The 23,831-nt window shown below is 38.1% G+C and carries 20 protein-coding genes and 1 pseudogene; 5 read left to right on the plus strand and 16 right to left on the minus strand.

From position 1 onward, the window contains the following. Window positions 1-53 precede the first annotated feature (53 nt). A complete protein-coding gene (queA, locus tag JHD79_RS11165; RefSeq protein ID WP_199119314.1) occupies window positions 54-1,103 on the minus strand; it encodes a tRNA preQ1(34) S-adenosylmethionine ribosyltransferase-isomerase QueA in 1,050 nt (349 codons plus the stop codon). Window positions 1,104-1,266: 163 nt separating this feature from the next. Here queA and JHD79_RS11170 point away from each other — a divergent pair, with 163 nt between their 5' ends. Continuing rightward, a complete protein-coding gene (locus JHD79_RS11170) occupies window positions 1,267-2,511 on the plus strand; it encodes an ABC transporter permease (RefSeq protein ID WP_199119336.1) in 1,245 nt (414 codons plus the stop codon). A gap of 174 nt (window positions 2,512-2,685) precedes the next feature. On the opposite strand, the gene JHD79_RS11175 is transcribed toward JHD79_RS11170, so the two are convergent. Further along, window positions 2,686-3,882 carry a pyridoxal phosphate-dependent aminotransferase gene (locus tag JHD79_RS11175; protein ID WP_199119315.1) on the minus strand — a complete coding sequence of 399 codons (1,197 nt, stop codon included), beginning with the start codon at window positions 3,880-3,882 and terminating at the stop codon, window positions 2,686-2,688. A gap of 116 nt (window positions 3,883-3,998) precedes the next feature. On the opposite strand from JHD79_RS11175, the gene JHD79_RS11180 reads away from it, so the two are divergent. From JHD79_RS11180 to trxA, 4 genes are all read left to right on the plus strand, one after another. Beyond that, window positions 3,999-4,976 (plus strand): cation diffusion facilitator family transporter, encoded by a 978-nt coding sequence (locus tag JHD79_RS11180; RefSeq protein WP_199119316.1) that lies wholly within the window; start codon window positions 3,999-4,001, stop codon window positions 4,974-4,976. After that, window positions 4,973-5,431 carry an NUDIX domain-containing protein gene (locus JHD79_RS11185; protein ID WP_199119317.1) on the plus strand — a complete coding sequence of 153 codons (459 nt, stop codon included), beginning with the start codon at window positions 4,973-4,975 and terminating at the stop codon, window positions 5,429-5,431. Before JHD79_RS11180 ends, JHD79_RS11185 begins: the two co-directional genes overlap by 4 nt. Beyond that, window positions 5,421-6,299: a CPBP family intramembrane glutamic endopeptidase gene (locus JHD79_RS11190; protein ID WP_199119318.1), complete on the plus strand. Its 879-nt coding sequence runs from the start codon at window positions 5,421-5,423 to the stop codon at window positions 6,297-6,299. The genes JHD79_RS11185 and JHD79_RS11190 overlap by 11 nt, the downstream gene beginning before the upstream one ends. 146 nt (window positions 6,300-6,445) lie before the next feature. After that, on the plus strand, window positions 6,446-6,763 hold the full coding sequence (trxA, locus tag JHD79_RS11195; RefSeq protein WP_370583325.1) for a thioredoxin: 318 nt from the start codon (window positions 6,446-6,448) through the stop codon (window positions 6,761-6,763). Between the two features lie 104 nt (window positions 6,764-6,867). Here trxA and JHD79_RS11200 read toward each other — a convergent pair whose 3' ends face one another. The 14 genes and pseudogenes from JHD79_RS11200 to JHD79_RS22965 all read right to left on the minus strand — a co-directional run. After that, window positions 6,868-7,602, minus strand: coding sequence for a hypothetical protein (locus JHD79_RS11200; protein ID WP_199119320.1), 735 nt, complete (start codon window positions 7,600-7,602; stop codon window positions 6,868-6,870). A 55-nt stretch (window positions 7,603-7,657) separates the two neighbouring features. Further along, window positions 7,658-8,569 carry a hypothetical protein gene (locus JHD79_RS11205; RefSeq protein WP_199119321.1) on the minus strand — a complete coding sequence of 304 codons (912 nt, stop codon included), beginning with the start codon at window positions 8,567-8,569 and terminating at the stop codon, window positions 7,658-7,660. Between the two features lie 26 nt (window positions 8,570-8,595). Then, window positions 8,596-9,390 (minus strand): HEAT repeat domain-containing protein, encoded by a 795-nt coding sequence (locus JHD79_RS11210; RefSeq protein ID WP_199119322.1) that lies wholly within the window; start codon window positions 9,388-9,390, stop codon window positions 8,596-8,598. Next, the gene (locus JHD79_RS11215; protein WP_199119323.1) at window positions 9,383-9,943 is read right to left on the minus strand and encodes an RNA polymerase sigma factor; all 561 of its coding nucleotides are present in this window, start codon (window positions 9,941-9,943) and stop codon (window positions 9,383-9,385) included. Before JHD79_RS11215 ends, JHD79_RS11210 begins: the two co-directional genes overlap by 8 nt. A gap of 237 nt (window positions 9,944-10,180) precedes the next feature. Next, window positions 10,181-10,819, minus strand: coding sequence for a ligase-associated DNA damage response endonuclease PdeM (pdeM, locus tag JHD79_RS11220; RefSeq protein WP_199119324.1), 639 nt, complete (start codon window positions 10,817-10,819; stop codon window positions 10,181-10,183). 116 nt (window positions 10,820-10,935) lie between these two features. Further along, entirely contained in the window at window positions 10,936-13,389 is a 2,454-nt protein-coding gene (locus tag JHD79_RS11225; protein WP_199119325.1) for a ligase-associated DNA damage response DEXH box helicase, read from the minus strand. 48 nt (window positions 13,390-13,437) lie between these two features. Beyond that, a complete protein-coding gene (locus JHD79_RS11230; protein WP_199119326.1) occupies window positions 13,438-15,030 on the minus strand; it encodes an ATP-dependent DNA ligase in 1,593 nt (530 codons plus the stop codon). A 173-nt stretch (window positions 15,031-15,203) separates the two neighbouring features. Continuing rightward, window positions 15,204-16,211 carry a ligase-associated DNA damage response exonuclease gene (locus JHD79_RS11235; protein WP_199119327.1) on the minus strand — a complete coding sequence of 336 codons (1,008 nt, stop codon included), beginning with the start codon at window positions 16,209-16,211 and terminating at the stop codon, window positions 15,204-15,206. Window positions 16,212-16,346: 135 nt separating this feature from the next. Continuing rightward, entirely contained in the window at window positions 16,347-18,509 is a 2,163-nt protein-coding gene (locus JHD79_RS11240) for a DPP IV N-terminal domain-containing protein (protein WP_199119328.1), read from the minus strand. Window positions 18,510-18,512: 3 nt separating this feature from the next. Continuing rightward, window positions 18,513-20,378: an LTA synthase family protein gene (locus JHD79_RS11245; RefSeq protein ID WP_199119329.1), complete on the minus strand. Its 1,866-nt coding sequence runs from the start codon at window positions 20,376-20,378 to the stop codon at window positions 18,513-18,515. A 63-nt stretch (window positions 20,379-20,441) separates the two neighbouring features. Continuing rightward, window positions 20,442-21,125, minus strand: a complete 684-nt coding sequence (locus tag JHD79_RS11250; protein ID WP_233164651.1) for a DUF4412 domain-containing protein — start codon at window positions 21,123-21,125, stop codon at window positions 20,442-20,444. A 17-nt stretch (window positions 21,126-21,142) separates the two neighbouring features. Next, a complete protein-coding gene (locus tag JHD79_RS11255) occupies window positions 21,143-21,922 on the minus strand; it encodes an enoyl-CoA hydratase/isomerase family protein (RefSeq protein WP_199119330.1) in 780 nt (259 codons plus the stop codon). Continuing rightward, entirely contained in the window at window positions 21,915-23,393 is a 1,479-nt protein-coding gene (locus JHD79_RS11260) for a ComEC/Rec2 family competence protein (RefSeq protein ID WP_370583326.1), read from the minus strand. The genes JHD79_RS11255 and JHD79_RS11260 overlap by 8 nt, the downstream gene beginning before the upstream one ends. Before the next feature lie 42 nt (window positions 23,394-23,435). Further along, window positions 23,436-23,708, minus strand: a pseudogene (locus tag JHD79_RS22965) (ComEC/Rec2 family competence protein); the annotation flags it as partial. Window positions 23,709-23,831: the final 123 nt, after the last annotated feature.

Below are 23,831 nucleotides of genomic sequence, written 5' to 3' on the forward strand. Positions count from 1 at the left end.
TCAAGTATCGAGCCATGACTTATATCTCGATACTTGATACCCAATACTAAGGTCTAAATAATCAACATCGCATCGCCATAGCTATAGAAACGATATTTTTCTTTAACGGCAATTTCGTAGGCGTTCATTACATTTTCGTACCCTCCAAATGCACTCACCATCATTAACAGGGTAGATTCTGAGGTGTGGAAATTGGTAATCATAGAGTTGGCAATGCTGAAATCATAAGGAGGAAAGATGAACTTACTGGTCCAATCATTTGCTGCCTTTAATGTTTTGTTTGCAGAAACAGCAGACTCGATGGCACGCATAGAGGTAGTACCTACGGCACAGATCCTTGCTTTATTTTCAAGGGCCTTATTCACAATGTCGGCATCGTGCTGTTCAATAATAAACTGCTCAGAATCCATTTTGTGTTTGGTCAAATCTTCAACCTCAACAGGTCTGAACGTTCCTAAACCTACGTGCAGGGTAACTTCTGCAAATTCGATGCCTTTCAGCTCTAAACGTTTCATCAGCTCCCTGCTAAAGTGCAAACCTGCGGTGGGCGCAGCAACAGCACCTTCATGCTTGGCGAAAATAGTTTGATAGCGTTCTTTATCTTGTTCTGTAGCCTTACGTTTGATGTATTTAGGTAGGGGCGTTTCACCCAAGATCTCTACATTTCTTCTGAATTCTTCATCAGTTCCGTCAAATAGGAAACGAATGGTACGGCCGCGTGATGTGGTGTTATCCACTACCTCGGCAACCAGCAAATCATCATCACCAAAATATAATTTGTTACCTACACGTATTTTACGGGCAGGGTCAACAAGAACGTCCCATAAACGAAGTTCCTTATTAAGCTCGCGCAATAAAAAAACTTCTATCGTTGCACCAGTTTTTTCTTTGTTGCCATATAAACGGGCAGGAAAAACTTTGGTATTGTTTAAGATCATCACATCCTTGTCGTCAAAATAACCTAAAACGTCTTTGAAAATTTTATGTTCAATCTTGCCAGTATCTTTGTGCAAAACCATTAAACGGGCTTCGTCTCTTTCTTCTGCCGGATTATTCGCCAAAAGCGAATCGGGTAAATTAAACTTAAATTGTGATAACTTCATTTTTTTTGGATGTAGTAAATTAGGGCGCAAATTTACAAATTAATATTGTGTTTTCCACAATTAAAATGTATGGCAATAAACTTATCAGCGTTAAAGTTTGTATCTTTTATATTATGTATAGGTTGCTGTAACCTTTTTGGCTATTTTTGGTCTAAAGGTTATGATGCTAATATTTAGACTTATCGGAGAAAGTTTCAGGTTTGCCTGGGATGCGCTTAGACAGAACAAATTAAGGACTTCTCTTTCTTTGTTAGGCATTACAATTGGTATTTTTATCATCATAGCGGTTTTTACTGGCGTAGATACCATGCGGAATAAAATTCAGAGCAGTGTAGATAAATTAGGGTCCAATACCCTGTTTGTTGAAAAATGGCCCTGGATATTCAGTGATAATTTCCCATGGTGGAAATATGTAAACAGGCCCGAACCTTCGTATAGAGACTATTTGGCCCTGAAAGATAGGATGGCAATGGCCCAAGGTGTTTGTTTTCAGATTTCGGCAAACAGTAGGACCATCAAATATAGGAGCAGCTCGGTGGAAGGCGCAAACCTAAAGGCAGCTACCCAGGAATATGATCGGACCTGGAATTTGGAGTTTCAATATGGCCGATACTTTACAGAGAGTGAAGGTAGATCAGGAAGCCCTATTTGTATTTTAGGGGCAGAAATAGCCCAAGGACTTTTCGCAGATGAAGATCCCATAGGTAAGCAGGTGAAGTTAATGGGCCGCAGGGTAACTGTGGTGGGCGTTTTCAAAAAGGAGGGCGAAGATATGATGGGCATGTCACAAGACAAAAATGTACTCATCCCGATGAACTTTGCCAAGGGCATTTTTGACATTAATAATGAAAGATATGGTCCTTTTATAACGGTAAGGGGCAAGGAAAACATTAGCTTGGAAGAAGTGGAGAGCGAGCTTAAAGGTCAAATGCGTGCCATACGAAGGCTTAGCCCGGGGCAGGAAGATGATTTTTCATTGAACAAGACCACCATGTTGTCCAACCAACTTGATATTATGTTTACCGCGGTTAATTGGGGGGGATGGATCATAGGTGGCTTTTCTATTTTGGTAGGCGGTTTTGGCATAGCCAATATCATGTTCGTATCGGTTAAGGAGAGAACCAATATTATTGGTATACAGAAATCTTTGGGGGCAAAAAACTATTTTATTCTTTTGCAATTTATTTTTGAATCTGTAGTGTTGAGCCTTCTGGGAGGTTTATGTGGTTTGGCACTGGTTTATATAGGTACTCTCGTATTTACCTATGGTGTTGGCGTAGAAGTGTCTTTGTATGCCAGTAATATTATATTAGGCATTGGTGTTTCGGTAGTGATCGGTGTAATTTCTGGTTTCTGGCCTGCATTTGCCGCATCCCGCCTAGATCCGGTTGAAGCCATTAGGAGCTAGTAACTTCATTCAAACTTGCGCATAAAAGTCTTTGTTTTGTAGAAGGGGCCTTTTATGAAATAAACGGGAGATAATAAAAGTGCCGCTGAAGCATTGGGAATTGCCTGGCATTCAAATAAAAAAAGAGCTTCCGAAAACCATCCGAAAACTCTTTTTTATTAGGCTTATCAGCTATTAGCTTAGCTTGCCTAGTGCTTCTTTAATTCTTCTTATGGCTTCTACCAAACTTTCGTCTGAAGCAGCGTATGAAAGGCGTATATAGTTGTCATTACCAAAACTATCACCACCTACAGTGGCCACATGACCAACATTTAAAAGATAAAGTGCCAAATCTGAGGAGTTTTTAATGGTATTGCCATTGGCATCTTTTTTACCAAAGAAAGAACTGATCTCGGGAAAGAAATAAAATGCACCTTCAGGAAGGTTGGTTTTAACACCTGGAATATCTTTCAATAGGCCATATACCAGTTCACGGCGACGGGCAAAAGCTTTTTTCATTTCGTTTACGGTTTCCAGTCCCTGCTCATAGGCTACAATACCTGCACGTTGTGCAATGGAGCAAGTGCCAGAAGTAGTTTGTCCCTGTAACTTATCGTTTGCTGCAGCAATTTCTTTGTTGGCCGCAATATAGCCCAAACGCCATCCGGTCATGGCAAAGGCTTTAGAAAAACCGTTTACTATGATTACACGATCTTTAATGCTCGGAAATTGGGCAATTGATTCATGTTGGTCTACAAAGTTGATGTGTTCATAGATCTCATCAGAAAGAATAAAGATGTTTGGATGTTTCTCAAAAACTTTGGCCAAGGCCGCCAGTTCTTGCCTATTGTAGACCGTACCCGTTGGATTATTTGGAGAAGAGAACATAAACAGCTTGCTTTTAGGCGTAATGGCTGCTTCTAACTGTTCTGGTGTGATCTTAAAATCACTTTCAATATCGGTATCAATAAAAACAGATTTACCTTCTGCCAAAGTGACCATTTCCGAGTATGAAACCCAGTACGGGGTAGGTATGATTACTTCATCTCCAGGGTTGATGAGCGTTAAAATTACATTCGATAACGATTGTTTTGCACCGGTTGAAACAACGATTTGGGAAATATCGTAATCTAAATTGTTTTCTTTCTTAAGCTTGTTTACTATAGCTTGTCGCAATTCTGGGTAACCAGGTACCGGAGAATAACGGGTGTAATTTTCATCTAATGCCTTTTTAGCAGCGTCCTTTACATGTTGTGGCGTGTTGAAATCGGGTTCTCCAACGCTTAAACTGATTACGTTGATGCCTTTTGCCGCAAGTTCACGACCTAGTTTGGTCATTTTAAGCGTAGCAGATTCTGATAGGTTATTTATTCTGTCTGATAAAATATTCATGATTTTTATGTGAGATAACAAATATAAAAACCTTATTTATAACACACTAAAAAAAGATACTTTTTATTAAAATTTACCACTTTTAACCGTAGTTTTGACATCTCAAATTATATATTTTGCAATCGAACAAAAAAGCCATACTCGTTTCACTTTGTGTGAGTATCATATTGATGCTGGCTAAATTTTCAGCATATTTTATCACGGGGTCAAATGCTATCTTAACCGATGCTGCAGAAAGCATCGTAAATGTAATAGCCAGTTCTTTTGCTTTTTACAGTATCTATTTAAGTACGCAGCCAAAAGATGAAAATCATCCTTATGGGCATGGAAAGGTAGAATTCTTTTCGGCATTTGTAGAGGGGGTACTGATCTGCCTGGCCGGTGTTATCATTATCCTAAAATCGGGACATGACCTCATTTATCCGAATAAATTAAAGCAACTGTATGATGGTGCCATTATTATTGGAATTACAGGTTTAATTAATACAATTGTTGGCTATTACCTGATTAATACGGGCAAAAAAAATAAATCCATTACGCTTGAAGCAGATGGTAAACATCTATTGACCGACGCCATATCAAGTGCTGGTTTAGTGGTAGGTATAGTTCTCATTGTCCTCACAGAGATCAGCTGGTTGGACAGCGCCATTTCAATTGCACTTGGTTTCTATATCGTGTTCAATGGTTATCGACTAACCCGTAGATCTGTTGGTGGATTGATGGACGAAAGCAATATAGAACTGGTGAAAGATATTGTTCAAATTCTTCAAAATAATAGGAACGATAGCTGGATTGACATTCATAACTTAAGGGCGCAGCAATATGGTGCCGATTTGCATATCGATTGCCATGTAACCTTGCCTTATTATTTCGATTTGAACAGTGTTCATCAACAGATTTCAGATATTGACAAATTGATCAATGTTAATGGAGAGCATCAGACAGAATTATTTATACATGCAGATCCCTGTCTGCCCAATTGCTGCAACTATTGCAAAATGAAAGACTGTCCTGTAAGAAAGGAAGCATTTAGGCAGGAAATTGTTTGGAATATGGATAACGTAACCAAAAATCAAAAACATTTTAGTCAATGAGCTATTTTAACATACGAGTGTACGGTCTGCTCATCAATGAAAGGCAAGAAGTATTATTGAGTGATGAATTTGAGCAGGGGCAATATTTTACCAAATTTCCTGGTGGTGGGGTAGAATTGGGCGAAGGTTTAATAGAAGCGTTAAAAAGAGAGTTTGTGGAAGAATGTAGTGTGGAAATAGAAGTGATGGAGCATTTTTATACCACAGATTTTTACGAAAAATCTTCGTTCAATGATAGCCAGATCGTTAGTATTTACTATCTGGTTAAAGAAAAACAACCATTAAACCTCAATTTCAAAAAGAAAGCTTATGATTTTGATGTGGCTGATTTAGAAGTTAACCAATCATTCAGATGGGTACCAATAGATTTGATGACCGAAGAAGAGGTTACTTTTAATACAGATAAAATAGTAGTGAAACGTCTAAAAAAACTTTTAGTAGCCAATGGAAGATAAGCTTATATACTATTTGACCCCTATTTTTAGGGTGGCGCTCTTTATCTTATTTTCATTTTTGTGTGCCATTCCATTTGGGTTGATTGCAGAATGGAATTTTTTGCCACCTATTGCAAATGAATTGTTTAAAGAACTATTATTGCAGGCCAGTTTGGTATTGATTGTGGTGAGTGCCTTATTAATGGTGTTCAAGGTAATGCCCTCACTCGATTTTTATACTGTATTCATTAAGAAAAAAGGAGCTTTTGGGGGGCTTCTTAAAGGAAGCTTAATCGGTCTTCTGATCATGCTGCTCTGTGTGGCCATTCTTTATGTGAATGGTAATGTAAGCTTTTCTGCCAATCATATTCCTTTAGGGGTTTTTATACTTTACTTGTTCTATTTCATACTCATCGCCATTTTTGAAGAATTCTTCTTTAGGACCTACCCATTATATGCCCTAGTGGAAAGATTTCCGGTATGGTATGTCATTATCTTAAATGGAATGCTGTTTGGTCTGGCACACCTTGGCAATCCCGACGTTACCATATTGGGGATATTTAATATTTGCCTTGCCGGGATGCTATTCTCTATTTATACGCTCCAAAAACAAAATATAAGTTGGGCTGTGGGCATCCATTTTGGTTGGAATTTTACGCAGGGTATTTTGCTGGGATACAAGGTGAGTGGGAACGATCTTCCCGGTGTGATGAAAGCCAAACCATTGGGTGTAGAATATTTTTCAGGTGGAAACTTTGGTGTAGAGGGCTCTATATTTTGTACGTTTATTTTGATTGTTTTAATCGCCTGGTTAGTGTTTAACTATAAGTTTGAGGCTTTACAGACCTATAGATATCCCTATCTAGAAGAAGAAAAACAAGAAGATTAGTTCAATTTATCAGCTGCGTACACTAACAAGATACGCTAAAAAACAAAAAATACTTTAATACTTTTACTTCAATGATCTTTTGACAGAAGAAGCCAAGATATTCCCCAAACAAGTAGGCTAAAACCAATTATGATCAATTTTGTTGTATTACAAAAGAATTTAAAATGTCGAAATTTTCGGAACTAATTAATGGCGATAAACCTGTACTGGTAGATTTTTTTGCCGAATGGTGTGGGCCCTGTAAAATGATGGCCCCTATATTAAGTGAGCTGAAAAGCCAAATAGGAGATAAAGCTTCCATCATAAAAGTGGACGTTGATAAAAATCAAGTCGCTGCAGGTTCATTTAATGTTCAAGGAGTACCCACATTGATTTTGTTCAAGAATGGAAAAGTGCTGTGGCGTCAAAGCGGTGTGGTGCCGGCCAATCAGCTTAAACAACTGATAGAACTGCATAGCAGTTAAACTGTAGCATTAATAAAGAGGGGTATATAGATTAGCTTTTCTGTACTGACTTTCCTATATACCCTCTTCGGTTCATAGTTTGTGGTTAAATAAAGTAGCTTTCTTTATGGTTTCCTTCTCAGATAAATGTTTCCATAAGAAGAACTGATATCATATGACGGTCCTTTACCAGGTTCGGCAGTAAGGGAAGTATAGAAATTTTTCTCAGTTTTTTCTGTTGGCGTTAGCTTAAGGTTACTGTATATATTTCCATATCGATTGGTAAGCTTGATCTTTCCGATCTTAGCTTCATCTAAACTGGCATCTACACCACCGTATTTAGCGTCTATTTTAGCTTCGCCGTTAAAGTCAACCAGCTCTATCATACCATAAATGGAGGTAATGGCTGTAATTATGTTTGCGGGAACTTTGATTTCCATGGTAATTTCCGCATTTTTTTGTTGGTAAATAGATACGTTTTGAAGTGAAGTGCCCTTTTCTTTTTTATAATTTTCAAGATCCTGTTTGCTATTAAAACGCGTTTTTACGCCCTGTTCCTGAATGTAGTATATTTCTGGTATATTGTCCCAGTCTATTTTATTCTTAATGCTAAGCTTACCGTCTATAATCGTATCCTTTAATATAAACCTGTCATCACTATCCCCATCATTGATCTTTACGCTTGCACTGATACTGACCTCATTTTTATCCCAAGTACTTATCTTGATCAATTTTGGATAATCGAATTTCAACTCTATTTCTTGTCCGTTTTTAACAGGATAAGACTTGTTTATTTTTGTTTGCGAAATGGCTGAGCTAGACATCAAAGCCATGATCACCATACTTAATATGTATTTCATTACAGTCGGTTTAATAAAGTGGATAAACTTTTTTTATGGCATAGATAGGCTAAAGCTATTTTTGCCTTAGATAAACATTTTTGTAGTTGGATTTAAAGATGAGATCAACTCCACCACCATTAATTGTACCTTTTATGTTCTCACCCTGTTTAAAACCTGATGAAAAGTAGAGGCCATTTCCTGATGAAACTGTGGTCACTACACTATGACCTTCTTCTTTACCACTTTGCGCAACCACATTACCTCCATTTATAGTACCCGTTAATGAAATGTTTTCTTGTTTTGGTTTGCTCGTATTGTTTTTGTTGACCACAATGTTAAACTCTTTGGCAGCATAAAGGTTACCAGAAGAAGTAGCCAGCTCTATGTTTGCTTTAATATTAGTTGGCAAAGCCACATCTACGTGTTTGTAAACAGAGATGATAGATACTGGACCCTTGATGTTATCTTTGAAAATGGCATCTACAGATCCATACATAGTTTTAACATTCATAGGTCCTGTGTTGTTTTCCAACTTAATATCGTTGTAAGTGGTAGATATCTCTATTTCACTGTTGAGGTCTTTAAGAACCACATTATCATAATAGGTATTACTATTGTTGTTAAAAGAGATCTTTATGTTCTTTGGAACCTTAATGCTTAATATGCCATTTCCCTTCCTACGGTTATTAACCGTATTGACATTAACTTCTTGGCCATTTTCAACTACACTAATGCCTAAACCAGTATTATCTGTGTAACCTGCGCCACTAATGGCCAGTAGTCCCTTAGCTCGTTCATCTATCTTTTCATCTTCGGTTTTCTGCATAGAGAAAATGATTTCTTTACCATCATAACCCTCTATAACGGCACCATTGATATTGAGGTTAAGTTGTCCGCTTGATTTGGCTAATCGATATTCTTTTTGTGCAGAAACCGTTAAGTTCAAGGCTAATAAGGTGAGGAGTACTATAAATTGCTTTTTCATATTTATCTTATATTTAATAATTGAGATTAAAGTTTATTTTGATTTAATAATATTATATAGGCTTGATCTTTTACCGCTTCAAAAGTAGAGGGGTCATTAGCGAGTGCGAATAATTTGTCATCAATTTTTACATTATCCATCTGTCCAAGTAAGTTGATCAGACCGAGTTGAACCAAAGGATCTTTTTGTGTAGACAATGATTGTTGCAGCATAGTTGATACATAACTATCATTGGCATATTTGCTCATAAGGTTAAGGGCTGCCAAACGTACATTGCTATTGCCATCATTATTTAGGGTCTTGGTCAATTGCGCAATAACATAATTGTTGATGTGCTCTGTTTTTTGGATTTCCAATATAGCTGCCAATCTATTGCTCGCCGAAGAACTATCTGTTAAATTCACGAGCATTTCTGCTATTGAAACACTTGTAGGTAAATGACTTGTACTTGCGATGACCTTTTTCGCTTGATGCTCGATCTTATTATTAGCTAATAATGAGCCGCCTTTATCTTCCTTAAGATCGATTTGTTTAAGAACACTAGGCTTTTCGATACCAGTTTTTTGAACTATTTGCGGTTTTGGGGCAGCTATGTACTCAGAATGGTTAAATAAGGCATAGGTAATGGTCAGTGCAATCAATATACAGGCCGCTACCGCCCACTTCGTATAAGCAAATAGTTTGATCGTATTTTTTTGTACCAGCGCTGGTGCTTCTTTCTTCAAATTAGATTTTATCTTTTGAAATAGGTCGGCAGCGGGTTCAAGATGATCAAAGGCATCTCTGTTTTCCTGTACATATTTTTTAAATGGATCACTCATAGTATGTTTTATCTTTTAGTGATAGTAAAATTTTCTTTTTTGCACGGTGGTACTGTGTTCGTACCGTATTGTGCGATATGCCTAGCATGGTGGCTATTTCCTCCTGCGGAATATGCTCGAATAAGTAGAGACTTACTATGGTTTTATAGCCATGTGGCAAATGCTCGATACAGCGGCGTACATCTTCTACCTTATTTTCAAATATTTCATTTTCCTGTAGGTCATATTCCTCTTCTGCTTCTATTGTTGAAGAATCCAGGTCCGAAAACAGGATCTTCTTTTTTCTTAAATGAGAAATGGATCTGTTAATGGCAATTCTTTTTACCCATGCCTCAAAATTGATCACGTTGCTTAACCGTTCTATCTCCTTAAAGACTGTTAAAAATGTCTCTTGGAGAATATCTTCAGCTTCTGCAGTGTGCGAAACGATTCGACAGATGGAATTGTATATACGCTTGGCATATTTTTGATACAACCCAGTATAGCCCAAATCATTATTGGCCTGGCACATCGCAATGAGCTCATGATCATTTTTATTCTCTATTGACGTCAATTATATAATGTTATGGTATATATAAAAATCTTTATCTATAGGGTAGTCGCACTTTTCCTATTATTGTTGCATCAATTGTATATATTTTTAAATAAATATACTACTACATGGGCAGGAAGCTCAAATTTAATTGCCTAATGTTATATCCGCTACGTTTTTTTGAAGGTGATATAAGGGGTAAAATGACATGTTAGGCTTTAGATCAATTGCCACTCCGATATAGATGAAAATGACCTATTATACCTTGATGACCTTATTTGGGGTAATGGCAAAGACTTGTTCGTTTGATTTAGCTTTTATTAAAGATAGCCCTGTGAAGGTACTAAATGCCGGTAAAATGCCGTATGCTTCCCCAAAATAGAAACAAGGAAACTTTAGGCGCTGCTTAGCATTATTGTAAATGGCAATGCCTGGATGAATATGTCCGCTAATAGGATATAAATTTTTTTCTTTACACTTAAATGCCTCATGGATGAAACAAAATTTATCTGTGCAATAGCTGGGATCATGGAGTTGGATACCTAATTCCTGGTATAGCTTCTCGTCTTGTTTATCATGGTTTCCTTTAACCAGAACAAGATCTATGCTTGGAAAATTCTCTTTCCATTTTCCAAAATCATCAATTTCCTGATTATGGTCGCTATGGAACATGTCTCCATTAATTAACAATGTTTTGGGTTGGTACTGTGTTAAAAGAGAAGACAAACGTTGTAAATCACTTTGTGCTGTTGTTGCTGGAACAGGCAAACCTGCCTTGCGAAAATGTGCGGCCTTACCTATATGGAAATCACTGATGGCCAAGAGTTCACGATGTATAAAATATACAGCTCGTTCCTTTGCCAAAATTAATTCTTCTTCTCTAATCGTGATTTTCATCAGCACAAAAATAGATAAATTATACTTGTTTGCCGTTATGGCAAGTTACGAAGCAATCTTAAAAATTTATCTACTATTTGTCGTTTTGTGGTAACTCTTCACCATGATGACAAAAATTATTTAAAAACCTCTTTCTTCATTCGTTCTATGCGCTGTTCCAATTCTTCAGAGCTCATATTTGCCCTTAAGCTATCTACCTTTATAGGGAAGGATAGGGGGGTGAAGCGTTTTGGATAGGTAATAACGATATTACTTTGTTGAATGCGTTGTAGTGCCGCTGCCAACCGTGGTTCTTCCAACTGTTGATAAAACACTTCTTCGTAAGCTTGTCGCAGCAGAAGATTATGTTGGTCGAAATCATTAAAGACATCAAAAAATAAGCCTGCGCTTGACTGTAAGTGTTTATTGGATACATATTTGCCAGGATAACCCTGAAAAACCAGTCCAGAGATACAGGCGATATCCCTAAACTTTCTTCGGGCCATTTCTGTAGAATTGATACTCAAAGTAATGTCCTCTGCCAGGTTTTTGGGCGAAAATACCTCGTAGGCAATGGCATCATCCATGGGGATCTCGGTATCGCTTAAGAGTTCAAAACCATAATCATTCATAGCTATGGAAAAAGTAATGGGAAGTAACTTGCTTAGACGATAGGCAACCAATGCGGCTAAAATTTCATGCACCAATCTTCCTTCAAAAGGGTAGGCAAACAAGTGAAAACCTTCTTTGTTGTTGATCATTTCAATTAACAGCTCATCACTCTGCGGAACGTGTGATCTTTCCTGCTGAACGAGGAATAATGGGTGCACGATATCCAATTCTTCCTCTTGATGGTTTTTATGTAGAACTTCATTGTATTTTTTGCGAAGCACAGCGCCTAAATTTGATGATAATGGCAAACGTCCTCCCAGCCAACTAGGCGATATGGCTTTTTTTTGTTTGCTTCTACGTACCATCACTGTCATTTCTTTAATCTGTATAAACTCCAATATCCTGCCTGCCAAGGTAAAACTATCTCCAGCTTTCAGTTTGGATATAAAGTATTCTTCTATCATGCCAATATACCCGCCAGAAATAAACTTAACCTTTAACATGGCATCGCTTACAATCGTACCAATATGCAAACGATGCCTCATGGCTATTTGTCGGCTTTTAACTTTCCATAACCCATCAGTTTCGTCCTTTTCTACTTTTTTAAATTCATTATAAGCAGTAAGGCTGTTTCCACCAGAGGTAATAAACTGCATAAGCCAAATCCATTCCTCAGGTAGGATTAATTCGAATGCGTGGGTATTTTTTACTTCTTCGTAAATGATTTGATCATCAAAACCATCGCCAACGGCTAGAGTGACCAAGTATTGCACTAAGGTGTCAAATATCATTACAAATGGTTCCCTGCTTTCTATATTCTCTGTTTTGGCCGCTTCTTTTATGGCTGCTGCTTCTACCAATTCTAAGGCATGGGTGGGCATAAAGTAAATTTTGGAGGTTTCTCCTGGCGAATGACCAGAACGTCCGGCCCTTTGTAAAAAACGGGCGACACCTTTTGGGGAACCAATCTGTATTACCGTGTCCACTGGCTTGAAATCAACACCTAGATCTAGGGAAGAAGTAGCAATAACCGCTTTTAATAATCCATTATGTAGGCTATCTTCAATCCAATTGCGTAATTCGTAATCAATAGAGCCATGGTGTATGGCAATTCTGCCTGCCAGTTCAGGTTCAATATTAAGCAAGTGTTGATACCATATCTCTGCCTGTCCACGGGTGTTGATAAAGATAAGTGTGGTTTTGCTTTTTTCGATGATTGGTAATAATTTATGGGCTAGTTTTAGCCCTAAATGCCCGGCCCATGGCAAGGCTTCAATCTCATCGGGCAAAATAGATTTGATCTCTATTTTCTTCTTTAGGTTTGCCCTGATAATTATTTTTTTTACTGTAGGATCTGGCTCAATTACCCTCAATGCCTCGTCAATGTTTCCTATGGTGGCAGATATGCCCCAAACCCTAAGGTGTAGAAGGCCATTTGCTCTTTGTATGCCTTTGATCCTGGAAATAGCCAATTCAACCATTACGCCCCGTTTGCTTCCCAACAGCTCATGCCATTCATCGGCAACGATACATTTCAGGTTTTTAAATAGAAGGGAAGAACCTTTTTGGGCCAGTAACAGATGTAAGCTTTCAGGCGTAATCAACAAAACTTCCGGCATAGCTTTTTTTTGTTGTAGCTTTTCGGTTGCAGAAGTATCACCATTTCTAACACCTACCTGCCAATCTAGGTCTAGTTCTGTTAGCACTTCTCGCATTGCCCTTGCAATATCTTTAGCCAATGACCGTAATGGAGTAATCCAGATGAGCTGTAGGCCCTTTTGCTTTTTTGATTGGTTTAGGCCTTCTATCACTACAGCCAGAAATAAAGAAAAAGTCTTTCCAAAACCAGTAGGGGCATTGACCAAACCGCTATAGCCATTTAGATAATGTTCCCAGGCCTCCAATTGAAATTCAAATGGCTTTTTTTGATTGGCCTTAAGCCAAGTGATTATTCTTTTGTATCCAGCGCTTTTTTTCATCTCATTGGTTTGCTGATCTTGACTATTTTTTTAATTGAAAGCACAGGCTTACAGGGTAGAGTTCAATAATTGTCTCAGGTCATCTAAAGTATTAATTTCATCGGCTTTTTTATCTTTTCGCCAACGTGAAATGCGTGGAAAACGTAAAGCTAAACCTGCTTTATGACGTTTGCTTTCGGCAATGCCTTCAAAGGCAATTTCGAAAACCAATTCTGGCTTTACTGTTCTTACAGGTCCGAATTTCTCGATGGCATTCTTGTTCACGAAAGTGTTTACTTCTTTTATTTCTCGATCTGTTAATCCGGAATATGCCTTAGCAATGGTAATCAATTGTTCGCCATTGCGAACGGCAAAGGTATAGTCGGTATAAAAATTGGCACGTCTTCCACTGCCTTTCTGGGCATAGATCATGACGGTATCTATAGTATATGGATTAATTTTCCATTTCCACCAATCCCCACGTTTGCGCCCGGCATGAAAAATAGAATCTATTTTCTTGAGCATAATCCCTTCACTATTGATATGTCTTGCATTTTCCCTAATTTCGGCCAACTGTTGCCATCCGGTAAATTCAATAATGGGCGAAAGCAGGACAATGTGCTTTGTGCCTAAGCCATTAATAACCTGCTCTAATATTGCCCTTCTTTTGGCTAAATGTTCATTTCTAATATCTGAACCGTTTAGCTCCAAAATATCATAACAGAAGAAACCAATAGGGGCATTGCTTAATTGAGATTTATGAATGGTTTTACGATTCAATCTTTGTTGAAGTATGCTAAAAGGTAAAACATTTCCGTCTTTCACCGCCAATATTTCTCCATCTAGCACAATGCCATCATCCAGTTCATCTTTTAAAAAATGAAGCTCTGGAAATTGCTCGGTGACCAATTCTTCGCCTCGGCTCCAGATAAATAATTCACCTTTACGTTTTATAATTTGTCCGCGAATGCCATCCCATTTCCATTCGGCCTGCCAGGTGCTGGTTTCACCCAAATTTTCAGGGGCTGTATCCAACGCATACGCCAAGCAAAAAGGATAAGGCCAGGAGTTGTCTGTATTTACATGTTTCCCAGCAGTAAGCTCATCGTAGGTAATGGCATCAGGTTGCCACTTGCCCATAATGCTATGCATGATCTTGTTGCTGTCTTCATTACTTTGTTTGGCAATGGCATTCACCAACATTTTATTAGAAACCCCAATTCTGAAGTTGCCTGAAATCAGCTTGTTGAAGATAAAACGTTCTTGTATGGTTAAGCTATTCCATGCGGTTAGGATATAATCCTTTTTTTCATCATCCGTTTTATGGTTTAATAAGGTCAATTCAGACATCCATTGGTGCAAAGGTTTTTCAAGGTGGTATTGGGCTGGAGGCAATATCAACGCAATGGTTTCACTTAGATCGCCCACATTGTGATAGCTTTCCGTAAATAACCATTCGGGTATACCACTTAATTCGGTTGCCCATTGTCTAATTAAAGCGGTATTTACGGGCCTTTTTGGTTTCTTTCCTGTAAATAAGGCAATCACATAAGGCTTATCCTTATCCTCGGCTTCATTGAAGTAGTCAACCAAAGCATTTATCTTGTCATTGGTCTTATTACTGAGCTCAAGCTCTTGTATCAATTGCGAAAATCGTCTCATTTGTTGGTGTAGAGAAATTATTTTGAAAGCAGTTTTTGTATGTTTTTGGCCATTTCAGTCCCACTTTTCGTTCCAAGTTTTGGTTGAATCTCTTGTGATCTCATTTATGTTAAAAAGCTTTCCACTCCAATTGGGTTTAGCTTACTGAGTTCAAGTGCTTCAAGCAAAATACCTTATTCTTTTTCTTCTATTCCTTCATCGTCTTCCTCGCCGTATTTAGTTTTTACTTCCTCGGCTGCTATACCGATCTCATTTAAGTATTTACTGAAAACCGCTGTTGAGCCATGGGTAACATAAACCTTTTCTGCTTCGGTAGCTTTTATGGCATTTAATAAACCAGGCCAGTCTGCATGGTCGCTCAATGCAAAGCCTGCATCTGCACTGCGCCATCTTCTACCAGCCCTAACGGCCATCCAACCACTACAGATACCAATTGCAGGATTGATCAAATTTTTGATCCAACGCCCTTCAGCTAATGCTGGTGGCACAATAACAATTCCTTTTTGAAGTTCGTCTTTCTTAATTTCTGCAGTTATCCTAATGGTATTGGGCAATATTACGCCTGCGGCAGCAAAACTTTCATTCAAATTGGCAATAGAATGATGCACATAAATAGGGTGGGTATCAGCTAGGTTTTTGATTAGGCGCTGTGCCTTTCCTAAGCTATAGGCAACTAAAATGCTCGTTTTGTTTTTATGGTGGTTATTGGCTATCCAGTTTTTCATCTGATCAAAGATTTGTTCCTGGGTTTCCCATTTATAAATAGGTAGGCCAAAAGTACTCTCTGATATAAAATGATGGCATTTAATGGGCTCAAATGCTGTACTTATGCCATCGAATTCTATTTTATAATCGCCAGAAACAACCGTTATTTCGTCTTTAAATGCCAGTTTGATCTGTGCAGAGCCAATCACATGTCCTGCAGGATGTAAGCTTAGTTTTACGCCATTAATATCAATTTCTTTACCATATGGAAGTGTTTGTACCTGATCTTCTAGTCCATAACGTTGTTGAAGGATAGGTTTGGTCAGTTCATGGCACAGGTAATTCTTATTGCCCCATTTTACGTGGTCTGCATGTCCATGGGTAGTAACCGCATAATCTACCGGATACCATGGATCAATATAAAAATTGCCCCGTTTGCAATAGATGCCTTTATTTGTAAATGACAGGAGCCCCATACGGATTATAACAGGAAAATATATAATAAGTTTTGGTCTGGAGTACTTTAAAATTAACCAGTATTATATAGATATCTCGTAAAAAAGCCACAGTTTATTAAACTGTGGCTCTATATTAAGGAAGTGGTAAATAAATTATCTTCCACCTGGAGGGCAGTTTTCCTTTAAAAATTTGGTAAAAATTAAAGATAGGTGTTCCCTGGTCCCTGTCCCTTCGTTAATGCTGTGTGACCTATTCGGATAGCTCATCAATTGAAACACTTTTTTATTTTTTATCAGCTCGTTGATCAGCATTTCGGCATTCTGGTAGTGTACATTATCATCGCCAGTACCATGAATGAGCAGTAAATTACCCTTTAAATTTTTGGCATGCGTAACAGGAGAGCCTGCAACATAGGCATCGGTATTTGGGAATGGGGTGCCCATGTAGCGTTCTTGATAAATATTGTCATAAGTGAGCTGATTGGCTACTGGAGCAATGGAAATTCCTGTTTTATAAATATCAGGGTATTGAAACAATAGGTTTAGCGTAGAAGAACCTCCTCCGCTCCAACCATGTACCGCCACACGGTCTTTATCCATAAATGAATAGGTGGCCAGTAATTTTTTTGCGGCCATTGCCTGATCGCGTATGTTCAATAAACCTATGTTCTTGTATATGGCCTTGCGCCAAGCTTTACCTTTGGGTACTGGTGCTCCGCGATTATCCATTGAAATGTAGATATAACCGTCTTTTGCCATGTCGCCATCATATAATCTATTCATGCCCGCTCCGTAAACATCTAATGCCGTAGCCGATGCAGGCTCGCCATATACGTAAAATACAACGGGGTATTTTTTGGTTACATCGAAATGATCAGGTTTTTTCATCCAACCATCAAGCTCAATACCATCTTCGGTAGTTACTTTGAAAAATTCAACTTTGTTTTTAACAGCAGCTTGGCTTCCTATCTGACTGGTAATACTGCCTGCCATAGTTAATGGATTATTTGTTTTAAAGTTCATCCACTCGTTCACTGGCCTTACTGTAGCACTTTGGTAACTGTGAAATGCGAAAGCTCCGGTAGGAGAGATGGCATAGCTATGTGTACCCGGTAATACAGAAGGGGTAACCTGTTCTAATTTACCCTTGCCATCTAATTTAGTTTTATAAAGGTATTTTTGCGTAGCATTGTTGGGCGATGCACTGAAATAAACCAAATTGTTGGCCTCATCAATAAGCTCAAGATCCATTACGTCAAAATTACTATTGGTAATTAGGGTTACTTTCTTGTTTTCAATGTTAATACGATATAGATGTGCCCAGTTGTCCTTTTCGGTTAATAGTACAAATTCTTTGTTGTTATTAATCCAATGAAATTTGTCAATGGCATCAATCCATGCTTTATCGGTTTCCTTGTAAATTTCGGTGATGGTATTAGCCGTAGTATTTGCCAAAAAAACAGTACTTATATTCTGCTCACGGTTCAATTGTTGTAAAATAATGTTGTTGGTATTAGGTACCCAATCCATTCTCGGAATATAGTTCTGCACTTGGCTACCTGGTACGGCCAGCCATTTGGTTTGTCCATTAGCGATATCCACCACACCCACTTTACATGCAGAAGGATCTTGTCCAACCTTTGGATATTCTACAGGAATATTATAAGAGTAGATAGAATCTGTATTATTGATCATTAGAAAATTCCTGATCTTTCTGGCATCTATTTGCCAATAAGCAATGGATTTGCCGTCTGGACTCCACCTGAAACCATCCCTGCAATTAAATTCCTCTTCATAGGCCCAATCAAATGTACCATTTATCATGCGGGCACTCCCATCATTGGTCAATGCTTTGTTAGTACCTGTGGCCAGGTCTTCAACATAAATATTATGACCGCTTACATAAGCTACTTTTGAAGCATCTGGAGAAAATTTGGCAAACATTAGCGACGAAGCTGGTTTATCTTTGCCAATTTGTTTAATCGTATTGTTGGCGATGTCTGCTATCCAATAATCGCCCCTGGTATCATAGCGCCAAACCTTTTTGGTATTGGTATATAGGAGGGCCTTAGTGCCATCATCACTTAGCTGGAAGCTTCTCACCGAGAGGGTACCAGCACCATTGTTAATACTTAATAAATCTCTGCTGATGATGGTTTTTCGCTCGTTTTTAGGTAAGGTAATGGATACAATTTCTCCTCCAACATTTTGGTAATAGCCCGTGCCGTCTTTAGTCCAATTGATGGTTTGAGCTTTAGCTTTTGTTCCAAAAGCAACCATAAGGGCAATGGCCCATAAAATTTTGCTTGTCTTCATAGTTTATAGATTAATGAACTGATGATAGGCCGATTGTAGATATGATTGGCCAATTTTTAATATTTCATTGGTTTGTGCCGTGTCTGCTGGCTTATCATTATATAGTGTCTTTTTTCCAATATTATCAAAAGTTACCGTATGCTGGTCCTTAATAAAACCAAATCCGTTGTCCCAACTAAAATAGGCAAAATGTTTAGCATAGGGATTTAACAGGTTTTTACTCCAGGTAAATTCTGTTGAAGGAATATTGAGCTGAGCTAATAAGGTAGCGGCAAGGTCTTGCTGGCTGCCCGTTTGACCAAATGATTTTCCTCTATAGGCTTTTTTAATGACTTCGCCATAAAGAATCAGTGGAATATGGTAACGTTGGGGCTCGTAAATTTCATGGTTGTTTTTAGGTAGGGGGTGACCATGATCGGCAATGAAGATAAACAGTGTGTTCTTATACCAGCTTTGTTTCTTTGCATTATTCAAATAGGCACCAATACACGAATCGGTATAGAAAGCGGTACTTTTAAATTTTTGAACATTATCAGAATCGCCAAATTTGTGGGCAACGGGTAGTTCAAAAGGTTCATGGTTGGTAAGCGATAGAATGGTGGAGAAAAACGGCTGTTTTGTTTGGTTGGCATCGTCCAATTGCTTATTGAAAACCAGGTCGTCATATGCCCCCCATTTTGAGTTCATGTCTTTTTTGGAAAAACTATTCCTGTCTACCAATTTTTTGTAGTCGTGCCCTAAGATAAAGGCTTTGTAATTGTCAAATTCAGATTCACCACCATAATAAAAGGAGGTTTGGTAGCCATGCTGATATAGTTTTTGACTAATGGCAGGAATTTTTTGCATTTTTTCTGGCCATTTCACTATGCTCCCTATGCCTAAGGTGGGAAACCCAGCCAGGGTTCCAATCAATCCTTTATCGGTACGATTGCCAGTGGCGTATATACGATTGAAAAGAATGCCATTTTTTGCCAGACTATCAAGGTTTGGAGTAATTCCATTTTCATTTCCCAATGTTTTGGTCAGATCGGCCGTAAAGCTTTCCAACAGAAAAATAACCACGTTGGGTCGGTCAGTATCCAGTATAGAAATTGTGGTGTCCTTTTTAACCGTGTAAAGCTCTTTAATGGTCAGTTCTGCCTGGCGTTGATCTCCATACATATAAGGATTTTTATCTGTTTTGGAACTGGCCAATATGCTAGACATTAAATTCCATTCTGTATTCAATGAAGCATGGTTTAAAATCTGATGTTCGGAGAAAAAAGCCATGCTTTGCGTGTTGGGTGCAGTACTGGTACCTCCTCTGATGAACAAAAAATTAATGCCAAGTATTAAAATAGAAAGGATCACTTTTGCCCAAATAGGTGTTTTGGTAAATGAAACCTGTTTTTTGACCAAGATAAAATGTAGATAAAAGGCAGCTCCCAATAAAACCAAAAAAGTAAGCAAGGTTAAAAATATGGGAGAGGAGGCACTTGATGCCAAAGATTCGTTAGGTGTAGTAATGGCAAAACCAATTGCCCTTGCATTGATTTTGCTGCCCCATTCCCTATAAATATTAAAATTTATGATAGAAATTAAGCTGAACAACAAGATTAAGGTTCCATTGTATTTGCCTATCCAATTAAAGTTGACCTTTTCCCTTTTGGTAAAATACCAAAAGGTGTAGACTAGCAAAGGAATGACAGCAATGTAGGCGGTCATGGACAGGTCTAGCCTTAAGGCATGGTAAAAAGTGTAAACCTTTTCAGAAAAGGGTATATCTCTCAGTTTTTTGTGAAAGATAAACATGAAAATAAACCTATCTATGGCAAAATAGAGTAGCCAAAAGATAAAATAGCGAACAAAAAAAATCAGACTTTTAAACATTGGCCGCTAAATTAATAAAAAAGCCAAGATAAAAGCCTGATTTAATACAATGATAGGTTGTGGCTATTCGCCTCCGCCTTGCATCATTGCCATAATCTCTTGCATGGTTTTAACTTCGTAGGTTTTAGGGATCTCTAAAGTTAATGGTCCCACCTTACCTTCGCTCAAGTTTTTAATGGTTAAAGTTACTTTTGTACCGTTTTGAAAAGTAGTGTATTTAACTAATGCACCCTTTATGTCCTTAAATTGCGCTCCGGAAAAACCCGTAGGCAACTCAATGTCTGTGGTAGCCCAAAGTTCATAAGTACTACCCTTGTCATCTTTATAAGTATATTTTTCGGTATTATAGCCAGCAATGGTCTGTTTATCGCCGGTCGCCTTAAAATCACTTAATTTTGGAACAGCAGCTTCTGTTTGTTCAATTTCCTCTTTACTTATTTTAACGGCATATTGCTTTTGAATAATAGGTACATCGATTAGCATAAGTCCCACTTTGTCAACAAAATTTTGTAATATTCCTATTTGGGCTGCCCCTTGCTGCATATCTAAACGCAATATATTATTGTCAAATTTTATCTTTTGTTCTTTGGGCAATTGACTAGCCATTGCCGCTTGTTCAGGAGGCAAAGAGTATTCTATACCATAAGTCACGGTGCCAGAATTAATCTTTTTCTGTGCATTTGCAATCATTGTAGCGCCTAACAAGATAACCGCTAACAGGCCAGTTTTTACAGATTTGAACATCATATTTTTTTAAAGTTTAGTTACCAATTAATTTTTTCTTTAGCTAAGAAAGCTGTAATTCCCTTTTTGAAATCGTCGCTCTCTCTTGTCATGGCATTCGTGCCAACTGCATTTTCTAAACAACTATCAAGCCAAGTATTGCTGGTCTGATTAATCAGTTGCTTGGTTAGCTTTAAGGAATTTCCCGAAGCACTGTGGCACAAATTTATCGCAAAATCATTTACTGTTTGATTAATTTCGGCTTTATTTGTTACGTAGGTTATTAAATTATATTGTAATGCTTGCGCTGCAGAGAAGAGTTCTCCAGTGAGCAATAATTTTTTAGCAATGGTTTCTCCAACCTTTTGAATTAAATAACAGCTTACAATGGCGGGTACGAAACCTAGTTTTACTTCGGTATAACCAAATTTTGCTGCTGGAACCGCAAAAATAATATCGCATATAGTGGCTAATCCGCAACCACCTGCAATAGCATGGCCTTCCACCTGGGCGATGACTACTTTAGATAACTTTCTAATGGTTTCCAAAAGGTTTTTCAGTTGTTCCGAATCGGCTATGTTCTCTTCAAACGAAAAATGCTGTAATTGTTGCAGATAGGCAAGATCTGCTCCGGCGCTAAATGTGTCTCCATTTGCTTTTAAAACTACGACTTTAACTTCTTTGTCATTTTCAGCCATCAAAAAAGAGGCTGTAAGCGCTTTCACTAATTCAGGGTTTAGCGCATTCCTTTTTTCAGCCCTGTTAAGGGTAATTTCCGCTATGCGATGAGCTACCTTATATATAACGAGTGGGTTATTCATTTGTCTTATGTTTTAAATCAACCAAATATGAGTTATTTTTCTTTAAAATATGATGGTCTATTTTCATGGTAGCTAGCTGTTCCTGAAATTTTGATAGGCTATAATCATGATTGCTGGAGTCGATGATCAACATAGAGAAGTCTATTTCCTTCTCGATATTGTCAATGGTCTGCCTAGGGTTATTATGCAGCCATACCATGTCAAATTTTGGTTTATTTACAAGCTTTTTGTAATTGAAACTTTCATCCATCAACAATAGGCTGTAGTTGTTAAATATGATCTGCTTATCTTTTTTGCTAAAATTTTTCATGATCAAATCATCCTGCCACTTGACTAAATTGATGGTCTTTACCAGCTTTTGCTCAAGGGCAGGTTTTACAAAAAAGTCGAAACTTTTATCATCTAGTTCTAAATCGCTAACCAAAATGCTTTCCCTTCCATAAATAAAAGCAGCCGCAAAATTTTTTCTCAAGCTAAAAAAGACAATTTGTTTTTGTTGCATAGCCTTTATTTTGTCATAACTAAGGGTTAGTTGTAGCACAAGCAAAATGGCCATAGCTGTCATCAGGTATTTTTTCCGGTTGTAGGCCAGGCCAATGGTTAATATCATAATAAATAAACTGAGCAGCAATAACTGGTATCGGTTGATCCAGATGGCGGTAATGCCCGAAAAGGGCAAGTTTGCAATCCATTTTAATCCATTGTTGGTAAAAACAATTAACCATTCAAATGCAGGGGCAAGAAAATAGACCTTGAGCAATAAGATAGAGATACCAGCATACATGAGCAAGGTGATGGGAAATAGGATGAACAGATTACTAATGATAAAGTATACAGGAAATTGATGGAAGTAATATACACTTAGGGGAAGAGTGGCAATTTGTGCGGCCAAACTCAAGGCTATGGCAGACCATAGTTTATCTAACCATTTATTCTTGATTTGGAACCATTTATAAATTTTAGGTTGAAAATAGATTAAACCAAAAACCGCTAGAAAAGAGAGTTGAAAACCAACATCCCAAATAAGGAAAGGGTTATAAATGAGTAGGCAAAAGGCTGTAAAAGCTAATATATTATAGTTATTGGTCGTTCTTTTAAACTGCTTGGCCAAAATAAAAACCGTAAGCATAATAGCCGATCGTAAAACGGATGGAGAGAAGCCTGTGAGCAAAGAATAGTACCAGATCAACGTACAGATCAATAGCAGTTTAAAGAGCTTTAATAAGGCATTCTTGTCAAAATAGACCAGTAACCAATTTAGTAGTATATAGATAATCCCTACGTGCATTCCAGAAACCGATAAGGCATGTATGGTACCAGTTCTACTGTAGGCCGACAAGGTTTCCTTGCTTAAATCTGCCCGATAACCTAATATGAGGGTAGAGGCCACGGCAAAGGCCTCATCATCCTTTATGAGTTTTCTATAGATGTCTACTTGTCTTTGTCTAACCACCAGCGCATATTTTATCACCGGATTTCCTCTATTTTCATTTAGTTTAATTATCTGGTCTTGCCTGATAAAGCTTTGCTGATAAATATTTTTTGAAGCTAGCCAAGTCCTGAAGTCAAATTCGGCAGGATTATAAGGTGGTTCAACTGGCAAATGTTTGGCCGGTATCAATACCTCATCTCCATAATTAAGCTTCAAGGGATGTAAAGTGTCTAGCTTTAAAGCAATGAGCAGCCTTCCTGTTGCTTTTTTGGATACCTCATTGCTATATCCCTTGGCCAGCTTGATCTCGAAACGAAGAATATCATTGTTTTGTTGAGGCTCACTGTCAATCGATCCCTTAAGGTCTGTCTCTTATACACATCTCCGAGCCCACGAGACCTGCGTTACCATCTCGTATGCCGTCTTCTGGTTGAAAAGGGGGGGGGGGGGGGGGGGGGGGGGGGGGGGGGGGGGGGG

Origin of the sequence: Pedobacter sp. ASV28, from assembly GCF_016428855.1 — a bacterium.
GTDB lineage: Bacteria > Bacteroidota > Bacteroidia > Sphingobacteriales > Sphingobacteriaceae > Pedobacter.

Excerpts from the sequence above, each read along its gene's own strand:
- JHD79_RS11205 (WP_199119321.1), bottom strand. The coding sequence starts at position 8,569 with ATGAAAAAGCAATTTATAGTACTCCTCACCTTATTAGCCTTGAACTTA.
- JHD79_RS11190 (WP_199119318.1), top strand. The coding sequence starts at position 5,421 with ATGGAAGATAAGCTTATATACTATTTGACCCCTATTTTTAGGGTGGCG.
- JHD79_RS11210 (WP_199119322.1), bottom strand. The coding sequence starts at position 9,390 with ATGAGTGATCCATTTAAAAAATATGTACAGGAAAACAGAGATGCCTTT.
- JHD79_RS11255 (WP_199119330.1), bottom strand. The coding sequence starts at position 21,922 with ATGAATAACCCACTCGTTATATATAAGGTAGCTCATCGCATAGCGGAA.
- JHD79_RS11185 (WP_199119317.1), top strand. The coding sequence starts at position 4,973 with ATGAGCTATTTTAACATACGAGTGTACGGTCTGCTCATCAATGAAAGG.
- JHD79_RS11175 (WP_199119315.1), bottom strand. The coding sequence starts at position 3,882 with ATGAATATTTTATCAGACAGAATAAATAACCTATCAGAATCTGCTACG.
- JHD79_RS11225 (WP_199119325.1), bottom strand. The coding sequence starts at position 13,389 with ATGAAAAAAAGCGCTGGATACAAAAGAATAATCACTTGGCTTAAGGCC.
- JHD79_RS11250 (WP_233164651.1), bottom strand. The coding sequence starts at position 21,125 with ATGATGTTCAAATCTGTAAAAACTGGCCTGTTAGCGGTTATCTTGTTA.
- JHD79_RS11170 (WP_199119336.1), top strand. The coding sequence starts at position 1,267 with ATGCTAATATTTAGACTTATCGGAGAAAGTTTCAGGTTTGCCTGGGAT.
- pdeM (WP_199119324.1), bottom strand. The coding sequence starts at position 10,819 with ATGAAAATCACGATTAGAGAAGAAGAATTAATTTTGGCAAAGGAACGA.
- JHD79_RS11235 (WP_199119327.1), bottom strand. The coding sequence starts at position 16,211 with ATGGGGCTCCTGTCATTTACAAATAAAGGCATCTATTGCAAACGGGGC.
- queA (WP_199119314.1), bottom strand. The coding sequence starts at position 1,103 with ATGAAGTTATCACAATTTAAGTTTAATTTACCCGATTCGCTTTTGGCG.
- JHD79_RS11245 (WP_199119329.1), bottom strand. The coding sequence starts at position 20,378 with ATGTTTAAAAGTCTGATTTTTTTTGTTCGCTATTTTATCTTTTGGCTA.
- JHD79_RS11230 (WP_199119326.1), bottom strand. The coding sequence starts at position 15,030 with ATGAGACGATTTTCGCAATTGATACAAGAGCTTGAGCTCAGTAATAAG.
- JHD79_RS11240 (WP_199119328.1), bottom strand. The coding sequence starts at position 18,509 with ATGAAGACAAGCAAAATTTTATGGGCCATTGCCCTTATGGTTGCTTTT.
- JHD79_RS11200 (WP_199119320.1), bottom strand. The coding sequence starts at position 7,602 with ATGAAATACATATTAAGTATGGTGATCATGGCTTTGATGTCTAGCTCA.